The sequence below is a fragment of the Acinetobacter lactucae genome (assembly GCF_013344765.1).
In the GTDB taxonomy this organism is placed as follows: domain Bacteria; phylum Pseudomonadota; class Gammaproteobacteria; order Pseudomonadales; family Moraxellaceae; genus Acinetobacter; species Acinetobacter lactucae_A.
Genome location: NZ_JABVBF010000003.1, coordinates 1 through 24,227 on the forward strand (window position 1 = coordinate 1; position 24,227 = coordinate 24,227).

21 protein-coding genes are annotated in these 24,227 nt (G+C 41.1%); 18 read left to right on the forward strand and 3 right to left on the reverse strand.

The features are described 5' to 3' along the window. The first annotated feature begins 287 nt into the window (after nt 1-287). The 5 genes from edd (at nt 288) to HUN22_RS00720 (ending at nt 6,660) form a co-directional block, all read left to right on the forward strand. The gene (gene edd, locus HUN22_RS00700; protein ID WP_174726141.1) at nt 288-2,141 is read left to right on the forward strand and encodes a phosphogluconate dehydratase; all 1,854 of its coding nucleotides are present in this window, start codon (nt 288-290) and stop codon (nt 2,139-2,141) included. A 21-nt stretch (nt 2,142-2,162) separates the two neighbouring features. Beyond that, a complete protein-coding gene (gene eda, locus HUN22_RS00705; RefSeq protein WP_174726142.1) occupies nt 2,163-2,792 on the forward strand; it encodes a bifunctional 4-hydroxy-2-oxoglutarate aldolase/2-dehydro-3-deoxy-phosphogluconate aldolase in 630 nt (209 codons plus the stop codon). A 185-nt stretch (nt 2,793-2,977) separates the two neighbouring features. Further along, nucleotides 2,978-4,336, forward strand: a complete 1,359-nt coding sequence (locus HUN22_RS00710) for a GntT/GntP/DsdX family permease (protein ID WP_016144289.1) — start codon at nt 2,978-2,980, stop codon at nt 4,334-4,336. Nucleotides 4,337-4,353: 17 nt separating this feature from the next. Next, complete coding sequence (locus HUN22_RS00715) at nt 4,354-4,866, forward strand: gluconokinase (protein WP_057105339.1); 513 nt, start codon at nt 4,354-4,356, stop codon at nt 4,864-4,866. A gap of 165 nt (nt 4,867-5,031) precedes the next feature. Further along, on the forward strand, nt 5,032-6,660 hold the full coding sequence (locus HUN22_RS00720) for an NADP-dependent glyceraldehyde-3-phosphate dehydrogenase (protein ID WP_174726143.1): 1,629 nt from the start codon (nt 5,032-5,034) through the stop codon (nt 6,658-6,660). A 112-nt stretch (nt 6,661-6,772) separates the two neighbouring features. On the opposite strand, the gene HUN22_RS00725 is transcribed toward HUN22_RS00720, so the two are convergent. Next, nucleotides 6,773-8,038 (reverse strand): glutamate-5-semialdehyde dehydrogenase, encoded by a 1,266-nt coding sequence (locus tag HUN22_RS00725; protein WP_174726144.1) that lies wholly within the window; start codon nt 8,036-8,038, stop codon nt 6,773-6,775. Between the two features lie 298 nt (nt 8,039-8,336). On the opposite strand from HUN22_RS00725, the gene HUN22_RS00730 reads away from it, so the two are divergent. Then, nucleotides 8,337-9,650, forward strand: coding sequence for an alpha/beta fold hydrolase (locus tag HUN22_RS00730; RefSeq protein ID WP_174726145.1), 1,314 nt, complete (start codon nt 8,337-8,339; stop codon nt 9,648-9,650). A gap of 52 nt (nt 9,651-9,702) precedes the next feature. On the opposite strand, the gene HUN22_RS00735 is transcribed toward HUN22_RS00730, so the two are convergent. Together HUN22_RS00735 and nagZ are read right to left on the reverse strand one after the other, a co-directional pair. Further along, nucleotides 9,703-10,545, reverse strand: coding sequence for a class I SAM-dependent methyltransferase (locus HUN22_RS00735; protein WP_174726146.1), 843 nt, complete (start codon nt 10,543-10,545; stop codon nt 9,703-9,705). Nucleotides 10,546-10,628: 83 nt separating this feature from the next. Continuing rightward, nucleotides 10,629-11,648 (reverse strand): beta-N-acetylhexosaminidase, encoded by a 1,020-nt coding sequence (gene nagZ, locus HUN22_RS00740; RefSeq protein WP_174726147.1) that lies wholly within the window; start codon nt 11,646-11,648, stop codon nt 10,629-10,631. A gap of 192 nt (nt 11,649-11,840) precedes the next feature. Here nagZ and HUN22_RS00745 point away from each other — a divergent pair, with 192 nt between their 5' ends. From HUN22_RS00745 to bamB, 12 genes are all read left to right on the forward strand, one after another. Then, nucleotides 11,841-14,024, forward strand: a complete 2,184-nt coding sequence (locus tag HUN22_RS00745) for a carboxy terminal-processing peptidase (protein WP_174726148.1) — start codon at nt 11,841-11,843, stop codon at nt 14,022-14,024. Nucleotides 14,025-14,161: 137 nt separating this feature from the next. Next, nucleotides 14,162-15,448 carry a glycosyltransferase family 4 protein gene (locus HUN22_RS00750; protein WP_174726172.1) on the forward strand — a complete coding sequence of 429 codons (1,287 nt, stop codon included), beginning with the start codon at nt 14,162-14,164 and terminating at the stop codon, nt 15,446-15,448. Nucleotides 15,449-15,472: 24 nt separating this feature from the next. Beyond that, nucleotides 15,473-16,024, forward strand: a complete 552-nt coding sequence (locus HUN22_RS00755; protein ID WP_005066176.1) for a phosphatase PAP2 family protein — start codon at nt 15,473-15,475, stop codon at nt 16,022-16,024. A gap of 99 nt (nt 16,025-16,123) precedes the next feature. Continuing rightward, nucleotides 16,124-16,324 (forward strand): Fe-S cluster assembly protein IscX, encoded by a 201-nt coding sequence (gene iscX, locus HUN22_RS00760; protein ID WP_004698764.1) that lies wholly within the window; start codon nt 16,124-16,126, stop codon nt 16,322-16,324. Between the two features lie 113 nt (nt 16,325-16,437). Then, nucleotides 16,438-16,869 carry a nucleoside-diphosphate kinase gene (gene ndk / locus HUN22_RS00765; protein WP_000963851.1) on the forward strand — a complete coding sequence of 144 codons (432 nt, stop codon included), beginning with the start codon at nt 16,438-16,440 and terminating at the stop codon, nt 16,867-16,869. 123 nt (nt 16,870-16,992) lie between these two features. Further along, on the forward strand, nt 16,993-18,228 hold the full coding sequence (gene rlmN / locus HUN22_RS00770) for a 23S rRNA (adenine(2503)-C(2))-methyltransferase RlmN (RefSeq protein WP_174726149.1): 1,236 nt from the start codon (nt 16,993-16,995) through the stop codon (nt 18,226-18,228). A 14-nt stretch (nt 18,229-18,242) separates the two neighbouring features. Continuing rightward, nucleotides 18,243-19,043 carry a type IV pilus biogenesis/stability protein PilW gene (pilW, locus tag HUN22_RS00775; RefSeq protein WP_217488017.1) on the forward strand — a complete coding sequence of 267 codons (801 nt, stop codon included), beginning with the start codon at nt 18,243-18,245 and terminating at the stop codon, nt 19,041-19,043. Then, nucleotides 19,034-19,828 carry a helix-turn-helix domain-containing protein gene (locus HUN22_RS00780; protein WP_174726150.1) on the forward strand — a complete coding sequence of 265 codons (795 nt, stop codon included), beginning with the start codon at nt 19,034-19,036 and terminating at the stop codon, nt 19,826-19,828. Before pilW ends, HUN22_RS00780 begins: the two co-directional genes overlap by 10 nt. 21 nt (nt 19,829-19,849) lie before the next feature. After that, nucleotides 19,850-20,965, forward strand: a complete 1,116-nt coding sequence (gene ispG, locus HUN22_RS00785; protein ID WP_016144301.1) for a flavodoxin-dependent (E)-4-hydroxy-3-methylbut-2-enyl-diphosphate synthase — start codon at nt 19,850-19,852, stop codon at nt 20,963-20,965. Further along, nucleotides 20,962-22,254 (forward strand): histidine--tRNA ligase, encoded by a 1,293-nt coding sequence (hisS, locus tag HUN22_RS00790; RefSeq protein ID WP_174726151.1) that lies wholly within the window; start codon nt 20,962-20,964, stop codon nt 22,252-22,254. The genes ispG and hisS overlap by 4 nt, the downstream gene beginning before the upstream one ends. Nucleotides 22,255-22,282: 28 nt before the next feature. Continuing rightward, nucleotides 22,283-22,981 (forward strand): YfgM family protein, encoded by a 699-nt coding sequence (locus HUN22_RS00795; protein ID WP_174726152.1) that lies wholly within the window; start codon nt 22,283-22,285, stop codon nt 22,979-22,981. Continuing rightward, the gene (bamB, locus tag HUN22_RS00800; protein ID WP_174726153.1) at nt 22,981-24,126 is read left to right on the forward strand and encodes an outer membrane protein assembly factor BamB; all 1,146 of its coding nucleotides are present in this window, start codon (nt 22,981-22,983) and stop codon (nt 24,124-24,126) included. The genes HUN22_RS00795 and bamB overlap by 1 nt, the downstream gene beginning before the upstream one ends. Nucleotides 24,127-24,227 lie beyond the last annotated feature (101 nt).

The window sequence follows — 24,227 nt, forward strand, 5'->3', positions numbered from 1 at the left end:
TTGCAAAAGCGTTATTATTACTTTGATATTAAGAGAATTTTCTCATACTTTTTGATGCTTAATTAAGTTGTAAATATAGTCCAAAATAAAATCAGCTTCTTGCTTATAACTTAAACATTATTTGTCTTTAATCCTAATGCCTAGGCAATTACCACAGCGCTGACAAGGGCTTGCATGTCGCTTTTCGCCTTAATAATATTGTTAATCTCTTTTCTAAATGATCGTCAAATATATCATTTGGTCTATTTTTATGTTCCGGCTTATCCGGTTGTACAGGAGCGTCCAGCATGGACTTGCCGAATCCAGTATTGGCAAAAGTGACCGAGCGTGTAATCGCCCGTAGTCAAAAAACTCGTTCTGCATATTTACAACGTATTGAACATGCACAAGGCAAATTTCCTGCTCGTGGAGCACTTTCATGTGCCAATCTGGCTCATGGTTTTGCCAGTATGGACGATAATGAAAAATTAATTATTAAAGTTGGCCGTGAACCCAATATTGGCATCGTATCTTCATATAACGAAATGCTTTCGGCCCATGCACCTTATAAAACATTTCCAGATTTAATTAAAACAGCTGCTCGTGAGAATGGTGGCGTGGCACAGTTTGCAGGTGGTGTTCCTGCGATGTGTGACGGTATTACCCAAGGTAATGCTGGCATGGAACTATCATTGTTTTCTCGCGAAACTATTGCGATGAGCACAGCGATTGCATTGTCTCATAACATGTTTGACGCAGCTTTATGTCTGGGTGTTTGTGACAAGATTGTGCCGGGCTTGCTCATTGGTGCTTTGCAATTTGGTTATTTACCTACTATTTTTGTGCCAGCTGGCCCCATGACCAGTGGGTTATCTAACGATGAGAAAGCCAAAATTCGTCAGCAATTTGCAACAGGTCAGGTTGGTCGAGATGCTTTGCTAGAAGCTGAGTCAGCTGCTTATCACGGACAAGGAACTTGTACTTTTTACGGTACGGCTAACAGTAACCAAATGCTGATGGAAGTAATGGGCTTGCATTTGCCAAGCGCTGCCTTTGTTCATCCTCACACGCCATTACGTGATGCACTTACCGCAGAAGCGGCGATTCGTGTACTTGATTTAACAGTTGAGCGCGGAAACTACACGCCGATTGGTCATGTTGTCGATGAAAAAGCCATTATCAATGGCATCGTGGCTTTACTGGCTACAGGTGGTTCAACCAACCATACCTTGCATTTGATTGCGATTGCTCGTGCAGCTGGCATCTTGATTGACTGGGACGACTTCGATGAGTTGTCTGCTGTTGTTCCTTTGCTCGCAAAAATCTATCCAAATGGTAAGGCCGATGTAAACCATTTCCAAGCTGCGGGTGGGGTTGCTTTCCTCATTCGTAACTTACTTGAAGCTGGCTTGTTACATAACGATGTAACGACAGTGGCTGGTAAAGGTTTACAGCATTACACCAAAGAGCCGAAATTGATTGACGGCAAGCTCACTTGGGTTGATGGTGTGGTTCAAAGCCTAGATGACAAAGTACTCCGTAGCATTGACGCGCCGTTTCAACCAGATGGCGGCTTGCGCTTAATGCAAGGTCGTCTTGGCCGTGGTGTTATCAAAATTTCTGCTGTTGCGCCAGAGCACCGTAAAGTTAAAGCTCCGGCAATTGTGTTTGATTCTCAAGAAGCAGTACAAGCAGCGTTTGATCGTGGTGAGTTACACCGAGATTTTATTGCGGTTGTTCGTTTCCAAGGTGCGCGTGCTAACGGTATGCCTGAATTGCATCGGTTAACGCCTGTGTTGGGTGTTTTACAAGATCAAGGTTTCCATGTTGCTTTAGTAACCGATGGTCGTATGTCTGGTGCTTCAGGCAAAGTTCCTGCGGTGATTCATTTATCTCCAGAAGCCTTACTAAATGGGCCGATTGCTAAAGTTCAAACAGGCGATATGTTGATTATTGATGCTGAGGCTGGCGTACTCGATGTCGAAATAGATGAACAGACTTGGCAGTCACGACCTGTTGCACAGCCAGAACATCAAGCAGAAAACGAAGTTGGCTTTGGCCGTGAATTATTTGGTGTTTTCCGTGCTGCTGCTGCGCCAGCTGAACATGGAGCATCTGTATTTGGTGCATTAGTTGGTGAAACTTCACCAGAGCAGATTTGAATCAAAGGAACTGAAAAAATAATGATTAAAATTGAAGATATCGTCAAATTGGGTCCAGTCATTCCTGTATTGGCATTTGATTCTGCCGAGCAAGGTGAAGATGTATCACGTGCGTTGCATGCTGGCGGTGTAAAAGTCCTTGAAATTACATTGCGTACCGCTGCTGGTCTTGCTGCTATTGAGCGTGCAAGCCAGTTGGCAGATGACATTGTGGTAGGTGTAGGTACGATTACCAAGCCAGAACATTGTGCGCAAGCCAAAAAAGCAGGTGCTCAATTTGGAGTGTCTCCCGGTCTGACTAAAGACTTACATTTGGCTGCACAAGACGCTGGTTTACCTTTATTGCCGGGTGTGATGACACCAAGTGATCTGATTCAAGCGATTGAGTTGGGTTATGACATTGTGAAGTTCTTTCCAGCTCAACAGGCTGGTGGCGTTGAGATGCTAAAAGCATTTTATGGTCCATTTCCAAACTTGCGTTTTTGCCCTACAGGGGGAATTACGGCAGAGTCAGCGCCAGATTTCTTAAAGCAACCAAACGTAGTTTGTGTGGGTGGTTCATGGTTAACACCTAAAGCTACTGTAGCTGCACAAGATTGGGCTGAAATTACTCGCTTGGCAAAAATTGCGAGTCAGTTGAGAGCGTTGTAAATGTAGTCAATATTTATAAAAAATGAAGTGCATTTTATGTGCTTTAAAGGCTGTATTGATGTGACCAGTTTGTGCTGGTCACACCTAAATATAAAAATTTAGTGTCTTAACAGTAGGAATTACTGTGGTTGAAGACCTTTGTTTAGGCAGTGTGCCTAAATAATTATTCCAAGGAGAAGTGTCCCATGGAGACGGTTCAGGGTGGCATGTTACTGATCTACACTGTAATCGCGATTATTGCTTTAGTGGTCATGATCGCGAAGTTTAGAATTTATCCATTTCTAGTTCTTATTATTGTTTCACTCGGTTTAGCTCTCGCTGTTGGCATGCCAATGGGCGATATTGTTAAGTCATATGAAGCTGGTACTGGTAAAACCCTAGGCCACCTTGCGATTGTAATCGCACTAGGAACGATGCTCGGCAAAATGATGGCCGAGTCGGGTGGCGCTGAACGAATAGCAATTACCTTAATTAAATGGTTTGGTGAGAAAAACATTCACTGGGCCATGATGTTTATTGCCCTTATTGTGGGGCTTCCCGTATTTTTTGAAGTCGGTTTCGTCCTACTCATTCCAATTGCATTCAACATTGCTAAACGAACAGGAAAATCCCTACTGGTTGTGGGCTTGCCGATGGTTGCAGGTTTGTCGGTTGTACATGGCTTAATTCCACCGCATCCAGCGGCATTGTTAGCAGTGCAGGCTTATCATGCTGATATTGGTAAAACAATTGCCTACAGTTTGTTAGTTGGTGTACCAACGGCAATTGTTGCAGGACCATTGTATGCGCTTTGGATCAATAAATATGTCAAATTGCCTGAAAATAACCCGTTAGCAAAGCAATTTATTGAAGCAGATACGACTAGCACCCGTGAGTTACCAAGCTTTGGTATCACCTTATTTACGATCATGCTGCCGGTAGTATTGATGTTGATCGGTAGCTGGGCAGATCTTTTCTTTGCACCACAGACTTTTGCAAACGATTTACTACGTTTCATTGGTACCTCTGATATTGCATTGTTGATTGCTGTATTAGTCAGCTTTATCACTTTCGGTACGATGCAGGGCTTTAACCGTGAACAAATTGAGAAATTTTGTGGCGGGTGTTTAGCTTCAATTGCTGGAATCATGTTGATTGTAGGTGCAGGTGGTGGTTTTGGAGGTATTTTGCGTGATAGCGGTATTTCTAATGAGATCGTCTCTACAGCATTGAAGGCAAACTTATCACCGTTATTGTTAGGTTGGTTGGTAGCCGCACTGATTCGTTTAGCAACAGGTTCGGCAACGGTTGCAATGGCTACAGCTTGTAGTATTGTTGCGCCAATTGCAGCTACGGCTGGTGTTGTCGTTAGACCAGAACTTTTAGTACTTGCTACAGGTTCGGGTTCATTGATTTTCTCACATGTAAATGATGCAGGATTTTGGTTAATCAAAGAATATTTTGGTATGACAGTAGGGCAGACACTCAAAACTTGGTCGGTATTGGAAACGATTATTTCGGTGTTGGGTTTAACTTTCACGCTACTTCTTAGCACTATTTTATAATTAGAGGTAAGTAATCCATGATCGTGATTGCAATGGGTGTCTGTGGAACAGGCAAAACACTAATTGGCGAGTTGCTATCAGAGCAGCTAGCTTGTGAATTTCTCGATGGCGATACACTGCATTCGGCTGCAAATAAAAGCAAGATGAGTCAAGGTATTCCTTTAACTGATGAGGATCGCATGCCTTGGTTGCAAGCTATTCGTAAGGTCATTGAGGAGAAACAACAAGCAGGTGAAACTGCGGTATTTACTTGCTCTTCCCTAAAGCGAGTCTATCGCGATATTTTACGTGGCTCTGACCAAAATGTGCAGTTTGTTTATTTGAAAGGTTCATATGAGCTGTTACAGCAACGTCTTGCTGAGCGGGCAGGCCATTTTTTCGACCCTTCATTATTACAGACTCAACTTGATACTTTAGAAGAACCTGACGCCCATGAGGCAATAACGATTGATATTGCATTAACACCTGAACAAATAGTTGTGCAGGTTATGCAGAAGCTGGGGATAACTGACAGTGTGTGTCGTGGTTAACCTTATTTAAAAATATTACAAATATCTTGGAGGCTTAAGGCCTACGGTTCAAGCAAAGTGAATACCGGTAATAGTACTGGTATTCACAGGAAACGGGACTGATCATAGTGGTTTAGTCTCGAATATATAAATGCATAAATATATAAATAATTGGAGATAAGAAGAATGAGTCATTCAAATAATTTGCAGCAGAAATTTCCTATAGTGGGCAGTATTCCTGAGAATGTGCGTCTACCATCCCAGATTCATCAGCGTGTCTCACTAGTGGACGGTGAGTTGAAGTTATGGGCTGGTCCAACCAAGAAAACATTGTCTCCAATCTGGATTCAGCAGTCTGATGGTAGCTTGCAGCAAGTTGAGCTTGGCAGTTATCCAGTCATGGGTGAGAAAGAAAGCGACGAAGCGCTAGACGCGGCGGTACGGGCTTACAATAATGGTCGTGGTGAATGGCCAATGATGAAAGTTGCTGAGCGTATTGGCTGTATGCAAAATTTCATTCAGCGTATGGTGGAACAGCGAGACCTGATTGTTAAATTGATCATGTGGGAAATTGGCAAGAGTTTGGCTGACTCTGAGAAAGAGTTTGACCGCACTGTCACCTATATGCGTCAAACTATTGATGCCTTAAAAGACCTAGACAATGCCAACTCCCGCTTTGTGATTGCTGAAGGTACTATTGGTCAAATCCGTCGTACCCCGTTGGGCGTAGTATTGTGTATGGGCCCATATAACTACCCATTGAACGAAACCTTTGCGACTCTGATTCCAGCTATGTTGATGGGGAACACGATCATCTTCAAACCACCTCAATTTGGTACATTATTGTTTGAACCATTGCTTGAAGCATTCCGTGAATCATTTCCAAAAGGTGTCATCAATACTATTTATGCACCAGGCTCTCTGGTCGTACCGCACCTACTAGCATCTGGGCAAATTAATGTACTGGCACTGATTGGTTCTAGTAAAGTCGCTGATCATTTGAAGAAGCAACATCCTAAATCTCACCGTCTGCGTGCGATTTTGGGGCTGGATGCTAAGAATGCAGCCATTATTTTACCGGATGCCGACTTGGATCTAACGGTGAAAGAGTGTCTGCTGGGTGCGTTGTCGTTTAATGGTCAGCGTTGTACTGCGCTCAAAATGCTGATGGTACATCGCTCGATAGCCGATGAATTTGTTAACCGTTTAACGGCTGAACTGGCTAAACTGAAAGTAGGTATGCCTTGGGAAAAAGGTGTGTTTATTACTCCGTTGCCAGGTATGCACCGTACAGCCTACATGACTGAAGTCATTGAAGATGCTGTGGCTAAAGGGGCAAAAGTGGTTAATCCTGAAGGTGGTGAATTCTGTAAAACGATGTTCTATCCAGCTGTAGTTTATCCAGTGACTGAGGGAATGAGGCTATATCGCGAAGAACAGTTTGGTCCGGTGATACCAGTCTGTGTTTATGATGACATTGAAACTGTGCTGGACTATGTCACTACTTCTGATCATGGTCAGCAGGTGAGTATTTTTGGTAGTGACCCTGAGCAAATTGGTCATTTAGTTGATCCGCTGGTCCATCAGGTCTGTCGTGTAAATATCAATTGTCAGTGTCAGCGCGGTCCTGATGTGTTCCCATTCGGTGGTCGTAAAGATTCTGCGGAAGGTACATTGTCTGTGCATGATGCGCTTCGTGCATTCTCGATCCGTTCTATGATTGCTGCTAAACAGACAGATGACAGTAAAGGCATGTTGGCTTCTATGGTGTCTGAGCACTATTCTAAATTTGTGAATACCGACTTTATTTTCTAATAAATATACGAATGAAAAGCTAGCCTTCGGGCTGGTTTTTTATAGTGACTCATAATTTGAGTAATAAAAAACGCCTGAAATTAATCAGGCGTTTTTTTTAATATTAAATCGATTACTGGCGAATTTGTCCGTCACCTAACACAATCCATTTTTGAGAAGTTAAGCCTTCTAAGCCAACAGGACCGCGGGCATGGATTTTATCGGTGGAGATACCAATTTCAGCGCCTAAGCCATATTCAAAACCGTCAGCAAAACGAGTTGATGCATTAATTACGACAGAGCTTGAATCTACACGAGACAAGAACTGACGAGCCAAAGTATAGTTTTCAGTCACAATTGCATCGGTATGATGTGAACCATATTTGTTGATATGGTCAATTGCTTCATCAATCCCGCTAACCACTTTAACAGCAAGGATTGGCCCTAAATATTCAGTGTACCAATCTTCTTCTGTCGCAGGTTTTACCGAAGCACCCAAAATACGGCGTGTTTCTGGACAGCCACGTAACTCAACTTGTTTTTCAGCATACAGTTCTGCAATGTGCGGTAAGAAAACGTCTGCAATTTTTTCATCAACCAGTAAGGTTTCCATCGCATTACAAACGCCATAACGATGTGTTTTTGCATTTAAAGTAATTGGTAATGCTTTTTGCAAATCTGCTTGAGCTTCTACAAACACATGGCAGTTACCGTCAAGATGTTTAATGACAGGGATACGCGCTTCATTGGTTACACGCTCAATTAAGCTTTTACCACCGCGAGGAACAATGACGTCTACGTATTCACTCATTGTGATGAGGTGACCAACAGCTGCACGGTCAGAAGTTTCAATGACTTGTACTGAATGTTCAGGTAAACCAGCAACTTTTAAGCCATGCTTAATCGCTTCTGCGATTGCTTTGTTTGACTCGAGTGCTTCTGAACCACCACGTAAAATAATAGCGTTGCCCGATTTAATCGCTAAAGATGCAGCTTCAAGTGTTACGTTTGGACGTGATTCGTAAATCATCCCAACAACACCTAAAGGTACACGCATTTTTCCAATTTGAATGCCTGTGGGGCGATATGCAAGATCCGTAATTTCCCCAATTGGATCGATAAGAGCGATCACATCTTTTAAACCTTGCAACATCCCTTTAAAGCGTGCGGGTGTCAGCTCAAGACGATCAAGTAAGGCGCTGTCGAGCTGGTTGCTACGACCTTTATCCATGTCGATTTGATTCGCCGCCAAAATTGCTGCCTGATTATTTTCTAAAGCAGTATAAATAGCAGAGAGTGCATGATTTTTTAGTGAGGTAGAAGCACTTGTGAGGACACGAGAAGCCTCGCGTGCTTGTTGCCCAACTTTTTGCATATATTGTTCAATTGAATCTTGCATAGCATTTTTTAATCATTTACCAATGAGTAAGATAGTAGCAGTCAAATGCAGAACAATGAATGGCTTTTTTTGAAAAATGTGACTGCTATAAAAAACATTTAAATATTTTGCAAACTATTAGCGGCTTAAACAAGATGAGCGGTCATTTCAGCGATTGCGTATATTTCAGACAATTGTTTAGAATGTTATTGTGCAATATAAACTAATACAAATTTTAAAGATTTGTGCATAAAAGATTACGTGTTCAAGAAGGAACTCTTGCAGCATAAAAAAATTACAGCAAGGAGGAAGCAAGGATATGAATTCCATTATCCAAATGGATTCGGAGATTAACCAAGCTTATGCCGGTTTTGGCTTTTTCGATATCTACCATAGAGATAGTTTTAAACAGTCTGCTCGTACTACATGGATTGACGGCTGGAAAATTGAATATATGGCAATTGCCGACCCAAAAACGATTCACAATACGCCAATCGTGATTGTGGGTGGTGCTTTCCAGAATTTTAATTCTTATAAATATTGTGTTGAACAATTGTTTGAAAGCGGTCCAGTCATTTTAATTGATTTACCTTCTATGGGCGCAAATCAGCAAATTACCAATCGGGACACAGGAATATCTGCAGGTACTTTAGAACTACCTGATTTATCTGAAATGTTAGGACGTTGGTTAGATATTGTTGGAATACAAAAAGTTTCTGTAATGGGAATGTCATTGGGCTCAGTCATTGCCTCTTGTTTTGCTTATCATCGCCCAGACTTGATGGATCGTATGATCTTGATGGGGGTTATGCAAAAGACCCGAAAAAGTTGGCGCATGATTTTGGAAGAGTCGCTCAAGCTCATGCAAGAAAATCGCATGGAAGAATTTGGGCAAGCTGTTATTTTGTATTTGGTTAATCATGCAAAATTAGATAAAACCCGCATGTCACCTACGGCCAAAAAATTATTTTTTAGGCAAATGGCTGAGTTTACGGGTACTGAACGAGAACGTTATGAAATCAACTGTAATCGTCTTTTGCGTTTAACAGATGTACCTATTCCAGAGTGCAAAACTCTGGTTGCAGCAGGACAGTACGATAGTTTTACCCTGCCTCATGAAAATGCCAATTTTGCTTTGCAATGTCCTGATATGGAATTTGCTCTCATTGCAAATGCAGATCATGTACCACAGCTCCAGCGCCGTAAAGAAACCATGAGTTTGTTCACTTCATTCTTGAAAGGTGAATCTATTCAAAATCTGGATGGCATTATTCCAATGACACGTGAACAGATGCAAAAGATGGAGCGTCGTGGTGAAGAGCGAGTTCCTGTCTTGCAACCGAACACTCAACTGACTCATCGAGAGTCTAATGTAGAGGTGCCTGTAACAATTGTTGATGTTACTTTCTTCGGTATGTATTTAAAAATGGATGAGGTTTCGCAGCTTGATTTTGTGAATGACCATCCACGCGATTTGGCACTGCATTTAGAAGATGAAGAGGGTAGTTTTGCAATTGAGTGCTTAATTTTTGAAAGTACTGAGCAGGGTATTCGAGCTTTATTTAAACATGGTAGTTTTGAACTTGCTGATCGTTTAAGCCGTTTTATTGCTCGTCAAAAACAAGCAGCTTAATAATATAGTTATAGAAAGGAAGCTCGTTTTGAGCTTCCATTTTTTATATCCTTTATTTTATTTGTGCATGAATAGTCCAGACCAAATCACCTAAATGCTCTTCACTCATATCTTGTGAAGCTTGCTCAAAAAATATTTGTGGCTGTTCAATAGTAATCTGCTCAAACTCTGTATCTTTAAAAAAGTCTTTAACTTCTTGGGGACTTTTGAAATGAAAACTAAAAGAGCTTCGAGACATGAGTTTAAGTAACTTACTACTGTTCCAGATAATACTAGCAAGTTTGTTTTTAACTGGTTCAGGATATAAGTCGGTTAAATAGTGAAACTTCTTAAAAGAGGCACCATAGTGGCCAATCGATTGGATCAATTGTTTTAATAAATCTTTATCAAAATAGTTAATTAAACCTTCACTAATGACCACTAGTGGGCTGTTCGAGTCAAACACTTCAAAAGCTTGTGCAAAAGCTTCTGTAAATAAATCAACTGATAAAACTTCGGGTGCATTTTTTTCAATTTGCTGTAATGCATTTTGTTTGGTTTGTGCCATATCGGGTAAATCAAGCTCCCGATATGTAATTGAAGGGTAATGCTGTCTAAACCACCAACCACGTGGCGATAACCCACATGCTATTTCTAGAACTTGTAAATTAGGATTTTCTTGAATGAGTTGTTCTAAGTGATGGTCAAGCATGGTGTGGCGTTGTTTGAGCGTAGTGCGCATACTACCTCCGACATATTTCTCTGCCCATGATTCTATGGGGTGAACTAAATATGCCAGTGATTTGCCTTTGGTTGTGGCAAGTGCTTCATGAGAGATCCCCATTTGATACCAGATATAACCCGTATAGTGGGCTGTAAAAGAGATGTGACGGTGTTTTGAAAGTTGTTGTGTCATTCGTCCTGAACTCGGTTTATTGTTTTTGTGTGGTTTGACTGACAATTTTTAATTATCAGTCAAATATAGTCTTACATTAAAATTTAGAGTGAATTCTTAAACTCTTCAATGACTGTTTTGACAGCTTGCCACTCATTTCCAAGCGATAAGGTTTCACCAATCTGAATTTGTGGAATTTTTCCACGCATACGTTCTAAACGCTCTTGATTTGGTAGTTCTAAGTTTGTAATACCTTCGAGCGCTGTACAGGCTGCACTTCGGTCATTACACACGAGTCCCATATCACAGCCAGCTGCTAGAGCGGCTTGAATACGTGCATCTGCACCGCCTGCTACGCAAGCAGCCTGCATGCTTAAGTCATCAGAGAAAAGTACGCCATTAAAATTCAAACGCTTGCGTAGAACTTCTTGAATCCAGAAAGGTGAAAAACCTGCTGGATTTGGATCAACTTGATCATAAATCACATGGGCTGGCATGAGTGCATCAAGCTGAGGCATGAGTTTAATGAAGCTTTGCATATCATGATTATAAATTTCATCATAGCTACGGCTATCGATTGCAGCTGCAACATGAGAATCTGCTTTCACCGAGCCGTGACCAGGGAAGTGTTTGCCTGTATTCGCCATTCCAGCTTTTTTCATACCTTGCATAAATGCACCAGCAAGCGGGGCAATATCCTCAATATTTTTAGAGAAGCCACGGTCACCAATCACATCACTAATTGCATTAAGGTCTAAAACTGGTGCAAAACTGAAATCGATACCGACAGCAAGCACTTCAGTTGCCATGAGCCAGCCGCACTGCTCAGCTAATTCAAGAGCCTTTTGTGGTTGAGTTAAATATAACTCTCCAAAACGGCCCATCGCTGGTAATAAGGTAAAACCTGATCTTAGGCGCTGAACTCGACCTCCTTCTTGGTCGACAGCAATTAAAATATCTGGACGAATTTGACGCATATGGTCCGTTAATGCACGGACTTGTTGTGGAGATTCAATATTTCGTGCAAATAAAATCATGCCACCGACTTGCGGAGCGCGTAATAGTTCAATATCTTCTTGAGTAAGTTCTGTGCCGGCGATGTCCAGCATCAATGCGCCAATCATATTGGTTCCATTTGAATTTTGATTGAAAAACAATAAGCGAATTTTGCAATGTTTTGCTACATTTTGTCAGTACAGAATATGATAAAACTACACGGTATAAACAATTTAGTTGGTTAAGATTTTGAATCTGCTTAGTTCATATCGAAAACAGAGCGTGTAAGATAGGAACACCCAAGGAAGTATTAAAAATTTATGAAACTTCAAACTATAGCTTGTGCAGTAGCGATCGCGACTGGCGGTTTATTCTTCTCTCATACGATGAATGAAGCGAGAGCAGCAACCAATACTGCTGCGGTCTCTCAATCAATCCAGCCAACGCAAGAACAGGCTTTGGTGGCTCGCCAACTGGCAACTTTAGTTGATCGCCAACATTATTTAAATATGCGTCTGGATGCGACGACTTCAAATCGTATTCTAGATATGTATTTAGATAGTCTTGATCCAGATCACTCACTATTTTTAGACGCTGAAGTTCAAAATTATAAAAAACTATATGGTTCAAATTTTGGGGCTTCGTTAAAAGCGGGGAACTTAACAGGTCCATTTGCAATTCATCAGCAATATCGTGAACGCTTAAAACAATTTTATGAATTCATGTTGACTGAGTTGAAACAGCAGCAAAATTTAAAACAGCCAAATAGCTATATTGAAGTTGATCGTGAAAAAGCGCCGTATTTTAAAACCACAGATGAGCAACAAAATCATTGGCGTAAGATGCTGGTTTCGCAGTTAATCAACTTAACCATTAGCCGTGAAGAAGAGCAGGCGAAACAAAAAGCGCTTAAAGAGAATCCTTCACTTGCAAATGGTCAGGATTTAACTGGCCCAGAAGATTTAACGCCAGCGCAGACTTTAACTAAACGTTATACGCGTCAGCTTGAAAGAATTAGTCGTGTGAAAAGCGATGATGTGTTGGACAAAACATTAAATGCAATGTTGGCGACCTATGATCCACATAGTAACTATTACCCGCCAATTGATGCGATAGAACTGAATCGCCAAACTACCTTGCAGCTTGAAGGTATTGGTGTGTCGATTCGTCCAGAGCGTGGCAACGAAGATTACACTAAGATTGAAACTATTGTAGAAGGTGGTCCTGCAAGTAAGTCTGGTCAAGTGAAATCAGGAGATCGAATCATTGGTGTCGCTCAAGAGGGCGAGAAAATGGTTGATGTGATTGGTTGGACAAGTTCTGAAATCGTTGGGCTGATTCGTGGTAAACGTGGAACAAAAGTCACGTTAAAACTTCTTGGTGCTGGTGCATCAATGAGTCAGGCGCGTAATGTGACTTTAGTGCGTGATGTCATTCAAGAAGAAGATGCTGGTGTTCGTTCACGCACAGTTGAAGTAACACGTGATGGTAAAAAGCATGTGTTGGGCGTAATTGAAATTCCATCATTCTATTTTGACTATCGTTCACGCCGTGCAGGACAACAATACCGTTCAGTTTCTGAAGATACTGCAAATGCTTTTGAAGCACTAAAAGCGAAGAAAGTAGAAGGGATTATTATTGACTTACGTAATGACCCAGGTGGTTCATTAGAAGAAGTTGCGCGTATGTTGGGGCAGGTGATTAAGTCTGGTCCGGTTGTACAAATTCGTGATGGCAATGGCAACGTAAGCGTGTTTGAAGATAACGATGGCGGCCAGCAAATTTACACTGGTCCCCTTGCTGTAATGGTGAACTTGGCATCGGCATCTGCAAGTGAGATTTACTCTGCTGCAATTCAAGACTATGAGCGCGGTATTATTATTGGTAGTACAACAACTGGTAAGGGTACAGCTCAGGTACAACTTGATACTCTGGCATATGGTCAAGCGACTTTAACTCAGCGTAAGTTCTATCGTATTACAGGTGGTAGTACACAAAATAAAGGTGTAGTACCAGACATTAAACTCGTCGATATTTATAACGAAGAGTTTGGTGAGCGTAAATCGAAAAATGCGTTGAAGTGGGACACAATTCCTACAGCACCATTTAAACGAGAAGGTTCTGTTCAACCTTATGTGACAAAGTTGTCTCAATTTTCTGAACAACGTGTAAGTGCTGATCCTCAGTTTAAATATCTAAATAAACGTACTGCAATTGCCAAGGTAACAAGTGAGCAAAAGCAAGTCGTACTTGATATTGATAAGCGCCGTGCTGAATTACTTGGTTTAGAGAAACAAACTTTAGATGCAGAGAATGAACGCCGTGCTGCAACTGGTCAAAAACCTTTTGCAAACTGGGAAAGCTATCAAGCTTCACTAGATGCTTTAGCTGAATCTCGCGCTAAAATGAAAGCATCACAACGTCCAGCACTACCAGAAGAAGAAACTTTTGTGACTGAAGCTGCTAATGTACTTATGGACTATGCAAAGTTGCAAAATCGCTAACTATTAGTAGTTCTTAAGAAAAAGCATGCTGTTATCAGTGTGCTTTTTTTATTTTTCATGTCAGTAAACTGTCATGCATTTATCATCAAAATGTCAAAAAAACTGCTTAATCTTTAAGCATGAAAATAAATACATTGATGGATGGCGCTATGCAAAGTTCATATGCGACAGCACTATTAAAACAACAGCAACTTCCTGAAAGCTTCCAATTCTTTTTTAAACAAAAGCAACTATCTAATACGCATTCACTGCATGATTTAGTACGCCCACGTTTAAAAATTGCAATTGTTACCGAAACTTGGCCACCTGAAATCAATGGTGTGGCACTTTCATTATTGCAATTATGCCAAGGTTTACAGAAACAGGGGCATAAGATTTTACTGATTCGTCCAGAACAAAAAGCAAAATGCCATGACTTTACGCCAGAGCAAGAATGTCTGGTGATGTCACAGGCGATTCCAAAATATCCGACTTTACAATTTGGTTGGCCACAATATTTAAAAGTATCGAAAGCTTTTGAAAAGTTTGTGCCAGATGTTGTGCACATCGTGACTGAAGGGCCGTTAGGTTTAACCGCTATGCAGGCTGCTAAGGCAAAAGCTATTCCTGTTTCGAGCGGCTTTCATTCGCCATTTCAAGATTTTAGTCGATTCTTCGATTTGGCTTTTTTAGTCAAACCGATTCAAAAATACCTGTGCTGGTTTCACAATAACACTCAAGTAACTTGTGTGCCGAGTAAAGATACTCAAGAAGCATTACGCGGTTTTGGTATTACTTGTCCACTGGTTGTCGTTGGGCGTGGCGTAGATACAACCAGATTTTCACCGAAGCATCGCTCTGAAAATTTGCGAAAACAATGGGATGCTAATGAGAATACTCGCGTTATGCTTTATGTGGGGCGTTTGTCTCCCGAAAAAGAAGTGCAAGTTCTCATTGAAAGTTATGCGAACCTACAAACCATTCAGCCACATAAAACTAAATTAGTAATTGTAGGAGATGGCCCAGATTTTGCTCGTTTAAAGTCACTACCTGAAGCGAAGGGTGTTATCTTTACTGGAAGTCTGAGAGGTCAAGATTTGGCGGCTGCCTATGCGAGTGCAGATGTATTCGTATTTGCGAGTCAAGTTGAAACGTTTGGTAACGTAGTTTTAGAGGCAATGGCAAGCGGTTTACCAGTTATAGCGTATGATTATGCATGTGCACATCAATACTTAACACATGGTGTGAATGGCTGGTTAAGCCCACTTGGACAAAAAAACCACTTTATACAACAAATTTATCAGCTTCCTTCAGTACAACAACTTAGAGAAATGGGCGTACAAGCCTGTCATAAAGTACAGCAAAGCGGTTGGCAACTTCCGGTTCAGCAATTGGAGCAGGCATTTTATCAGGTAGTGAAGGAGCCCTCGTTGGACTTCACCTAAGTATCCTAAGATAGGAGAATGACCATGAAATTTAAGAATGCAAAAATAAAAATACTCGATTTAGATTTGAGAGGCTGTTTATATCTGAACAATTTCTCTCACTCACAACGTGTTGCCCTTTTTTTCAAAATTATCAGTCGTGTTGGTGATGGTCCATTTTGGTATCTAATGTTGGCAATCGTGTGGGGTATGCAAGGCATTAACTATAGCTTGCAAATCATCTATTTGTTATTAGGTGGTTCTGTTGGCACAGCAATCTATAAATTTTTAAAACACAAAACAACGCGACCACGTCCTTATCAGGTGCATCAGGTAATTGTGCTTGGTGAAAGACCGCTTGATCACTTTAGTTTTCCATCAGGTCACACGCTTCATGCGGTCATGGTGACAATTGTATTGGGTTACATCCAGCCAGTTTTGCTTGCTGCCATGTTCCCATTTATGGTGCTTGTCGCTTTGTCTCGGATGGTATTGGGCCTTCATTATCCAAGTGATGTGATTGTTGGTGCGCTAATTGGTGCAGCGGTCGCGGCTACGATTATTTTTGTGGCGCCATTATTGAACATCGCTTTATAAGCATCGGTAATTTTTATCAGCTTAAGCTATCGATTAGGTTTGTGGATTTGCTAAAGTACACAGTTCGTGATTTAGCAGATTAAACAGATAGGAGCCGCTATGGGCTTACGTTGGACAGATACGATTGATATTGCCATTGAATTGTCAGAAGCACATCCAGAAGTTGATCCGCAATGGATCCGTTTTACCGATTTACATGCATGGGTGTGCGCATTGCCAGACTTCAGTGATGACCCAAATAAATCGACAGAAGGATTGCTAGAAGGCATTCAGATGGCCTGGATAGACGAAGTTCGCTAAAAACAGTAGAAAAAATCGCAACTTTTACACATTCAAAGCTGATTATTGCCTATGACATCGGTATAATGCGGCAAATTTTTTAAAGTTTAAATCTTAAAATAAAGGAGCCACTCATGGCTATTGAACGTACTTTGTCTATCGTAAAACCTGATGCAGTGTCTAAAAACCACATCGGTGAAATTTTTGCTCGTTTTGAAAAAGCGGGTTTAAAAATTGTTGCGACTAAAATGAAACACCTTTCTCAAGCTGATGCTGAAGGTTTCTATGCTGAGCATAAAGAACGTGGTTTCTTTGGTGACTTAGTTGCATTCATGACTTCTGGTCCAGTTGTAGTATCTGTTCTTGAAGGCGAAAATGCAGTTCTTGCACACCGTGAAATCTTAGGCGCTACAAACCCTAAAGAAGCTGCTCCTGGCACTATCCGTGCTGACTTCGCTGTAAGCATCGACGAAAACGCTGCTCACGGTTCTGACTCAGTTGCTTCTGCAGAGCGTGAAATTGCTTACTTCTTTGCTGACAACGAGATCTGCCCACGCACTCGTTAATCGAAAGCATTCAAACCAGATAAGTGGTATACTACTTATCTGGTTTTTTTATTCTCTTAAGAGAATATTGTTTGATTCTTGAACAATATCTTCAGTTTTTTGACATGGTTTAGGTAAATACACATGAGTTCTGCAGTGGTCGTTTCATCTGAAAATCTTGATGGACAGCAGCAATCTTCGTCCACGCCGGTAATCCCTGCTGCCGAAAATAAAGTGAATTTACTCGGCATGTCTCGTCCTGAGTTAGAAAAATTCTTTGAAGATATTGGTGAGAAGAAGTTTCGTGCCGGACAGGTCATGAAATGGATACATCAATACTTTGTTACTGACTTTGCTGAAATGACCAATATTTCAGGCAAATTACGTGAGAAGCTTGAACAGATTTGTGAAATTAAAGCACCTGAAGTGGTTCACCGTCATTACTCAAAAGATGGTACACGTAAGTGGGTGTTTCGCGTAGGTGAGGGTGCAGGTTCTTTAGTTGAAACTGTATTAATTCCTGCCGAAGATAAAACTGGGTTACGTAAAACGCTTTGTATTTCCTCTCAAGTGGGCTGCGCATTAGATTGCTCATTTTGTTCAACAGGTAAACAAGGTTTCCAACGTGATTTAACGCCAGATGAAATTATTGGGCAACTCTGGATGGCAAACTATTCTTATATGGAAGAAGTGCCTGTTGCTGAGCGCGAACGTTCAGTAACCAATGTTGTGATGATGGGCATGGGTGAGCCATTGCTCAACTATGATGCCGTATTAAGCTCAATGCAGATTATGCTTGATGACTTTGCTTATGGTATGTCAAAACGTCGTGTGACTTTATCGACATCAGGTGTTGTACCAAAAATTGACCAGCTTGCAAAAGATATTGATGTGGCTTTAGCCATTTCTTTACATGCGCCAAACGATGAATTACGTAACGAATTAGTACCTATTAATAAAAAATATCCATTGGCTCAATTAATTGCAGCATGTCAGCGTTATATTGCCAAAGATGGTAATGAAAGTACGCGTAAACATGTGACGATTGAATATGTGATGTTAGAAGGCGTGAATGATCAGCCTGAACATGCACAGCAAATGATTAAATTATTAAAAAATTTACCAAGTAAAATTAACTTGATTCCGTTTAACCCGTTCCCGCATGCGCCATATGGTCGCTCAAGCCGAAATCGTATTATCTCGTTCCAAAAAACTTTGTCTGATGCGGGATTTGTGTGTACGATTCGTCAAACGCGTGGTGATGATATTGACGCTGCATGTGGGCAGTTAGTGGGTCAAGTGGCTGACAGAACCCGTCGTGCTGAGCAGTGGCAGAAAAAAGTCACACAGCGTCAAGAGATTTTGCGTACACAAGGATAAATTGAGGGCAGGCTTTGAGTATTCCAAAGTTAAAAACGGTCTTAAGTATGGGGATTGCAGTTGCTTTTCTGGCAAGTGGTTGCCAGACAATGCCTACTCAAAAAAAAGACCCCGAAAAAGCGGTAAAGGTGCGTACACAACTTGCCGCTGAACATATTCGTTCGGGTGACTTAGACTCAGCAAAGCGAGCTCTTGATCAAGCTTTAAGTGTAGATAGCCGCGATTCAACGGCAAATATGATGATGGGTGTTTTGTTACAGCAAGAAGGTAGCAAAACCAATTTAGAAAAAGCAGAACATTATTTTAAACGAGCAATTTCATCTGAACCAGATAATGCTCAAGCACATAATAATTATGGTACTTATTTATACCAAATGGAGCGTTATAATGATGCGATTGAGCAATTCCGTATTGCTGGCGCAACATTAGGTTATAACCAACGTTATCAGGCATTAGAAAATCTGGGACGTATTTATTTAAAATTGGGTGATGTTGTGAATGCTGAAAAAACATTCAAACAAGCACTCCTTGCTAACCGCGACTCTTATATTTCAATGTTAGAGTTAGCGGAAATTTTTTATTTGCAGCAGCAGATTCCGGCTGCTACACAAATGTATGAGCAATATGTTCGTACAGTGGGGCAGAAAAACCAGGGGGCAAGAGCACTTTGGATTGGTGTAAGACTGGCTCGAGCCAATGCGGATAAAATGGGAAAGCAAGCGTTAGTAAATCAATTACGTGCCTTGTTCCCGGAAAGTCCAGAATATCAACGTTATTTGCAATTACAGTATAGTACTGAGGCCGTATGGAAATAAATCCTAATTCACAGCAGCCAACTGGCTCAAGCTTACCGACTTCTGCTTTAGGAAATATTCAACGTCCTGGTGAGTATTTACGTCAAATTCGAGTTGCTCAGAATAAAGATTTAGGGCAAGTTTCCTCAGATTTAAATATGCCGGTTAAAACCTTGACCGCTTTAGAGCAAGATGACTATAAGTCATTGCCAGAAGCGACTTTTATTAAGGGTTATTATCGTTCATATGCAAAATATTTAAATACAGATGCGACGGCAATTATTCAGCGCTTTGATGAGATTTATGCAAATGATACAGGGCTTTTGCCAAATCACGCCTTAAATAATTCGCCAATTAAAATCATGGGTAAACTCCCAGGTTCTAATAGTGATCGTAATAAAAAATGGTTAAAGCGCGCACTTCTTGCGGTTGTAATTGTTGCCATTGTGTCATTGCTTGTGATGGGTGTCCAAAAATGGACTTCAAAGAAAGACGATGCTGATTTACCTAAAGTAAATCAATCGAATGTTGAAGTCTTACCTATGCAAGGAAGTGCCACCTCAACAACAGTGGGTGACCAATTGGTGTTAAACTTTAACCGACCAACTTCTGTTCATATTGTTGATGCAACAGGTAAAGTTTTGGCGACAGGACGTCAGTCATCAACTTTAAGCTTAAATGGTGAGTCTCCATTCCAGATTCGTCTTGATGATGCAACGGCTGTGTCATTAAGCCTAAACCAAGAACAGATTTCATTGTCTCCATATACGGTAAACGGTAAAGCAGAATTCCGTTTATCCCGCTAATACCATGAGTTGAGCGATACAATGATAGAGAACCCAATTAAACGTCGACCAACACGTAAAATCCGTGTTGGTTCGGTGTATGTCGGTGGCGATGCACCTATTAGTGTGCAAAGTATGACAAATACCGAAACTTGCGATGTCGATGCAACCGTGGCTCAAATTGAGCGTTGCGTTGAGGCAGGTGCTGATATTATGCGTGTTTCGGTCCCATCTATGGAAGCTGCTGAAGCATTTGGTGCAATTCGCAAGCGCGTTTCAGTACCTTTAGTTGCAGATATTCACTTTGACCATAGAATTGCCTTAGCTGTTGCAGATTATGGTGCAGACTGTTTACGTATTAACCCAGGTAATATTGGTTCGGATCAGAAAGTTCGTGAAGTCGTTGCAGCTGCACGTCATCATGGCATTTCTATGCGTATTGGGGTCAATGCGGGTTCTCTAGAAAAAGATTTACAAAAGAAATATGGCGAGCCTACAGGTGAGGCGCTGCTTGAATCAGCACTACGTCATATCGATATTTTAGACCGTCTAGATTTCCACGAGTTTAAAGTCAGCGTAAAAGCATCAAATGTGTTTTTAACCATGGATGCTTATCGTTTACTTTCAAAACAAATTGATAACCCATTGCATCTTGGTGTGACCGAAGCAGGGATTTACCGTACAGGTACCGTCAAGTCAGCGATTGCACTTGGTGGGTTGTTGATGGAAGGTATTGGCGATACGATGCGTATTTCGCTTGCTGCTGAGCCTGAAGATGAAATCAAGATTGGTTTTGATATTTTAAAATCACTTGGACTTCGTTCTAACGGTATTAACTTTATTGCTTGCCCGAGTTGTTCTCGCCAAGAATTTAATGTTATTCAGGTAATGCAAGCATTGGAAGAGCGTTTAGAAGATATTCGTACTCCAATGGATGTGTCGGTAATTGGCTGTAAAGTAAACGGCCCGGGTGAAGCAAAAGAAGCTGATATCGGGGTTGTTGGGGCTGCGCCTCGCTCATTGGTTTATCGTAATGGTGAAAAAAGCCATTTAATCGATACCGATCAATTGGTTGATGAAATCGAAACAATGGTTCGTCAACGTGTCCAAGAGCTTGAAGAAGCTAAATCTAAAGAAATTATTCGTAGTTCATCATGAGTTCAATCGTCGCAATCAAAGGTTTTAATGACATCTTGCCAACGCAAACAGTAGCGTGGAGACGTCTCGAGCAACATTTAGCATCTTTAATGGATGCTTATGGATATCAACAAATTCGTTTGCCGATTGTTGAACAAACGGGCTTGTTTAAACGTGCTATTGGTGATGCTACCGATATTGTTGAAAAAGAAATGTATACCTTTTTTGACAAAGGCAATCCACCAGAGTCATTAACCTTGCGTCCGGAAGGTACAGCAGGTTGTGTTCGTGCTTTAGTTGAACATAACTTGTTGCGCGGTGCTACGCCACGCGTGTGGTATATGGGACCTATGTTCCGTTATGAAAAGCCACAAAAAGGACGTTACCGTCAGTTTCACCAGTTTGGTGTTGAAACTTTCGGTGTTGCGACTCCTGATATTGAAGCTGAAGTTATCTTGATGACAGCTCGCTTATGGAAACGTATGGGCGTTGATCACATGGTTCAACTTGAGTTGAATACCTTGGGTGAAAAAGATGAGCGTACAGAATATCGTAATGCTTTAGTTGCGTTTTTAAACGAGCATAAAGATGCGTTGGATGAAGACTCACAGCGTCGTTTAACAACGAATCCATTACGTATTTTAGACTCTAAAATTGAATCGACTCAGAAAATTCTAGAAAATGCGCCGAAATTATATGATTTTTTAAAAGAAGATAGTTTAAGTCACTTCCAACAATTACAAGATTATTTGACAGCTGCAGGTGTTAAATTTGTCATTAATCAAAAATTGGTACGTGGTCTAGATTACTACAATAAAACCGTTTTTGAATGGACAACAACTGCACTTGGTTCGCAAGGCACTGTGTGTGGCGGTGGTCGCTATGACGGTTTGGTTGGTCAATTAAAAGGTAAACCGGATCAATCTGTACCTGCTGTTGGCTTTGGTATGGGGATGGAGCGCTTATTGCTTCTGGTTGAGCAAGTTGAACAGGCAGAAGTTATTCGTGATTGTGAAGTCTTCTTGGTTGCAGAACCTGCGTATCAAACCAAAGCTTTGATTTTAGCGGAACAATTACGTGACCAGTTAGAAGCTGCAAATAGCAGTATTCGAATCAAAACAGGTTCACAAGGCAGCATGAAGAGTCAGATGAAAAAAGCTGATCAGGCTGGGGCTGTTTATGCCATGATTTTAGGTGAGCGTGAATGGGAAGCACAGCAGCTTGCTATCAAAGAGTTAGCAACAGCTGAGCAGTCACAAGTTACACTGGCTGACCTTGTACCATTCTTAATTGAAAAATTTACAAAATAAACTGAAACATCTGGAAAAGGACAATCACATGAGCTTAAGTGATGATGAACAATTCGACAGCTTAAAGTCGTTCGCAAAAAAATATGGTTCTGCCATCATTAGCGGGATTCTCATTGCATTGATTGCCTTTTTTGGGTGGGAATATTGGCAAAAAAGAAATCTTGCAAGCAGCCAAGTAGAAACTGCAAAAGTACAGCAGTTAATGGATGAGGCAAATGCGAGTGCCGATAATCCTAATGCTTTAACTTCAATCACTGCATCGGCAGATAAAATCGTAAAAGATGATATCGATTCTGTTCAGGCCATACAGACTCAGTTTGTATTAGCAAAATTGGCTTATGAAAAACAGGACTATGCAGCTGCTGAAAAAGCATTGAAAAAAGTTGAAAATTCAAAAGTAAAAGATGAAGGTTTGATTCAGGTTGTAAAATTGCGTTTAGCAGATGCACAATTGGCGCAAAACAAATATGATGAAGCACTAAAAACCTTGTCTGGTAACGTCGATCCTGCGTTTAATGCAACAGTAGAAGAGTTACGTGGTGATATCTTTGTTGCTAAGAAAGATGTTGATTCTGCTAAAAAAGCGTATCAAGCTGCATGGGATTCGTTACTGGAACGTAAACAAGAGCGACAAATTTTACAAATTAAACTCGAAAGTGTTGGCGTTTTAGTTGAAGATCCACAGATTGAGCGCCCAATTTTGGAAACACAGGTGGAAGAGTCTTAATGAATCAGAAATTCAAACTGCCTTTGGCAATTGCAATCGCATCAGCTGTACTGGTGGGATGTTCTAGCAACAAAGTAAAAGAAGCAAAACCAAATCCACTACCGAAATTGACTGAGTCGAAAAAGACTCTAGTACCCGTGTTTTCGCGCAGTGTTTCTTCTACTGATAAGGCAGATCCCTTACGTTTGCAGCTTGATGCAAGTGGGGGCGTGGTCTTTACGCTTGACCCAAAAGGTGAAGTCGCTGCATATCGTGGTAAGCAACGTCTTTGGGAGAAAAAAGTCAGCAAATTAGGCTTGAGCTCTGGTGTTGAAGCTGCTGAAGGAATTGTTGTTGTTGGTAATAGTAAAGGTCAACTTTTTGCTTTAGATCAGGCAACAGGTGAACAAAAGTGGACTGCGCAGTTATCTGGTGCACTATTAAGTCCTTCTTTAGTTCAGTCTGGACGCGTTATTACCATTGCTAATGATGGTACTGTATTTGCGCATGATGCTGGTTCAGGCCAACAAGTTTGGGCTTATAAATTACCAAATGTCCAATTTAGTTTACGTGGTCAGGCGTCACCGGTGAGTCTTGACCCGCGTACCGTATTAATCGCATCTGCGAATGCGTATGTTTATGCAATTGATACGATTAGTGGTATTCCACGTTTCCAACGTCGTGTTGCGGTAAGTGAAGGTCGTTCTGATATTCAACGTTTGATTGATATCGATGGTGATCCTACTGTTGCTGGACAGTTTATGGTAACTACTAGTTTCCAAGGACAAGTGACTGTAACTGATCTAGCTTCGCAACGTGTAGTTTGGAGTGAAGACTCAAGCAGCACGAAGCGTCCAGAAGTTTATGACAATAAAGTATTTGTTTCATCAACTGATGGTAAGTTAACTGCTTATGATTTAACGACAGGCGAACAAGTTTGGCAAAATGATAGTTTATTAAACCGTCATTTAAGTAACCCTGTTGTGTTGGGATCGGACCTTATTGTTGGTGATTTAGATGGCGTATTACATCTTGTTGATCCTGCAACAGGTAAGTTGATTGGTCGTTCAAAAACAAGTGGTGAGGTCAATACATTACGTGTTATTGAGAACCAACTTTACGTTTCGACCAGAAAAGGCGATTTAAGTATTTGGCAGAATCGTTAATTTCGTTTGCTTGTGCTAAAATAGCCGCTTAACAAATTACGCTGTTAAAAAAATATCGGGGTGTTTGAATTAAATCAGTTCAAAGCCCCGTCTTTTATTAT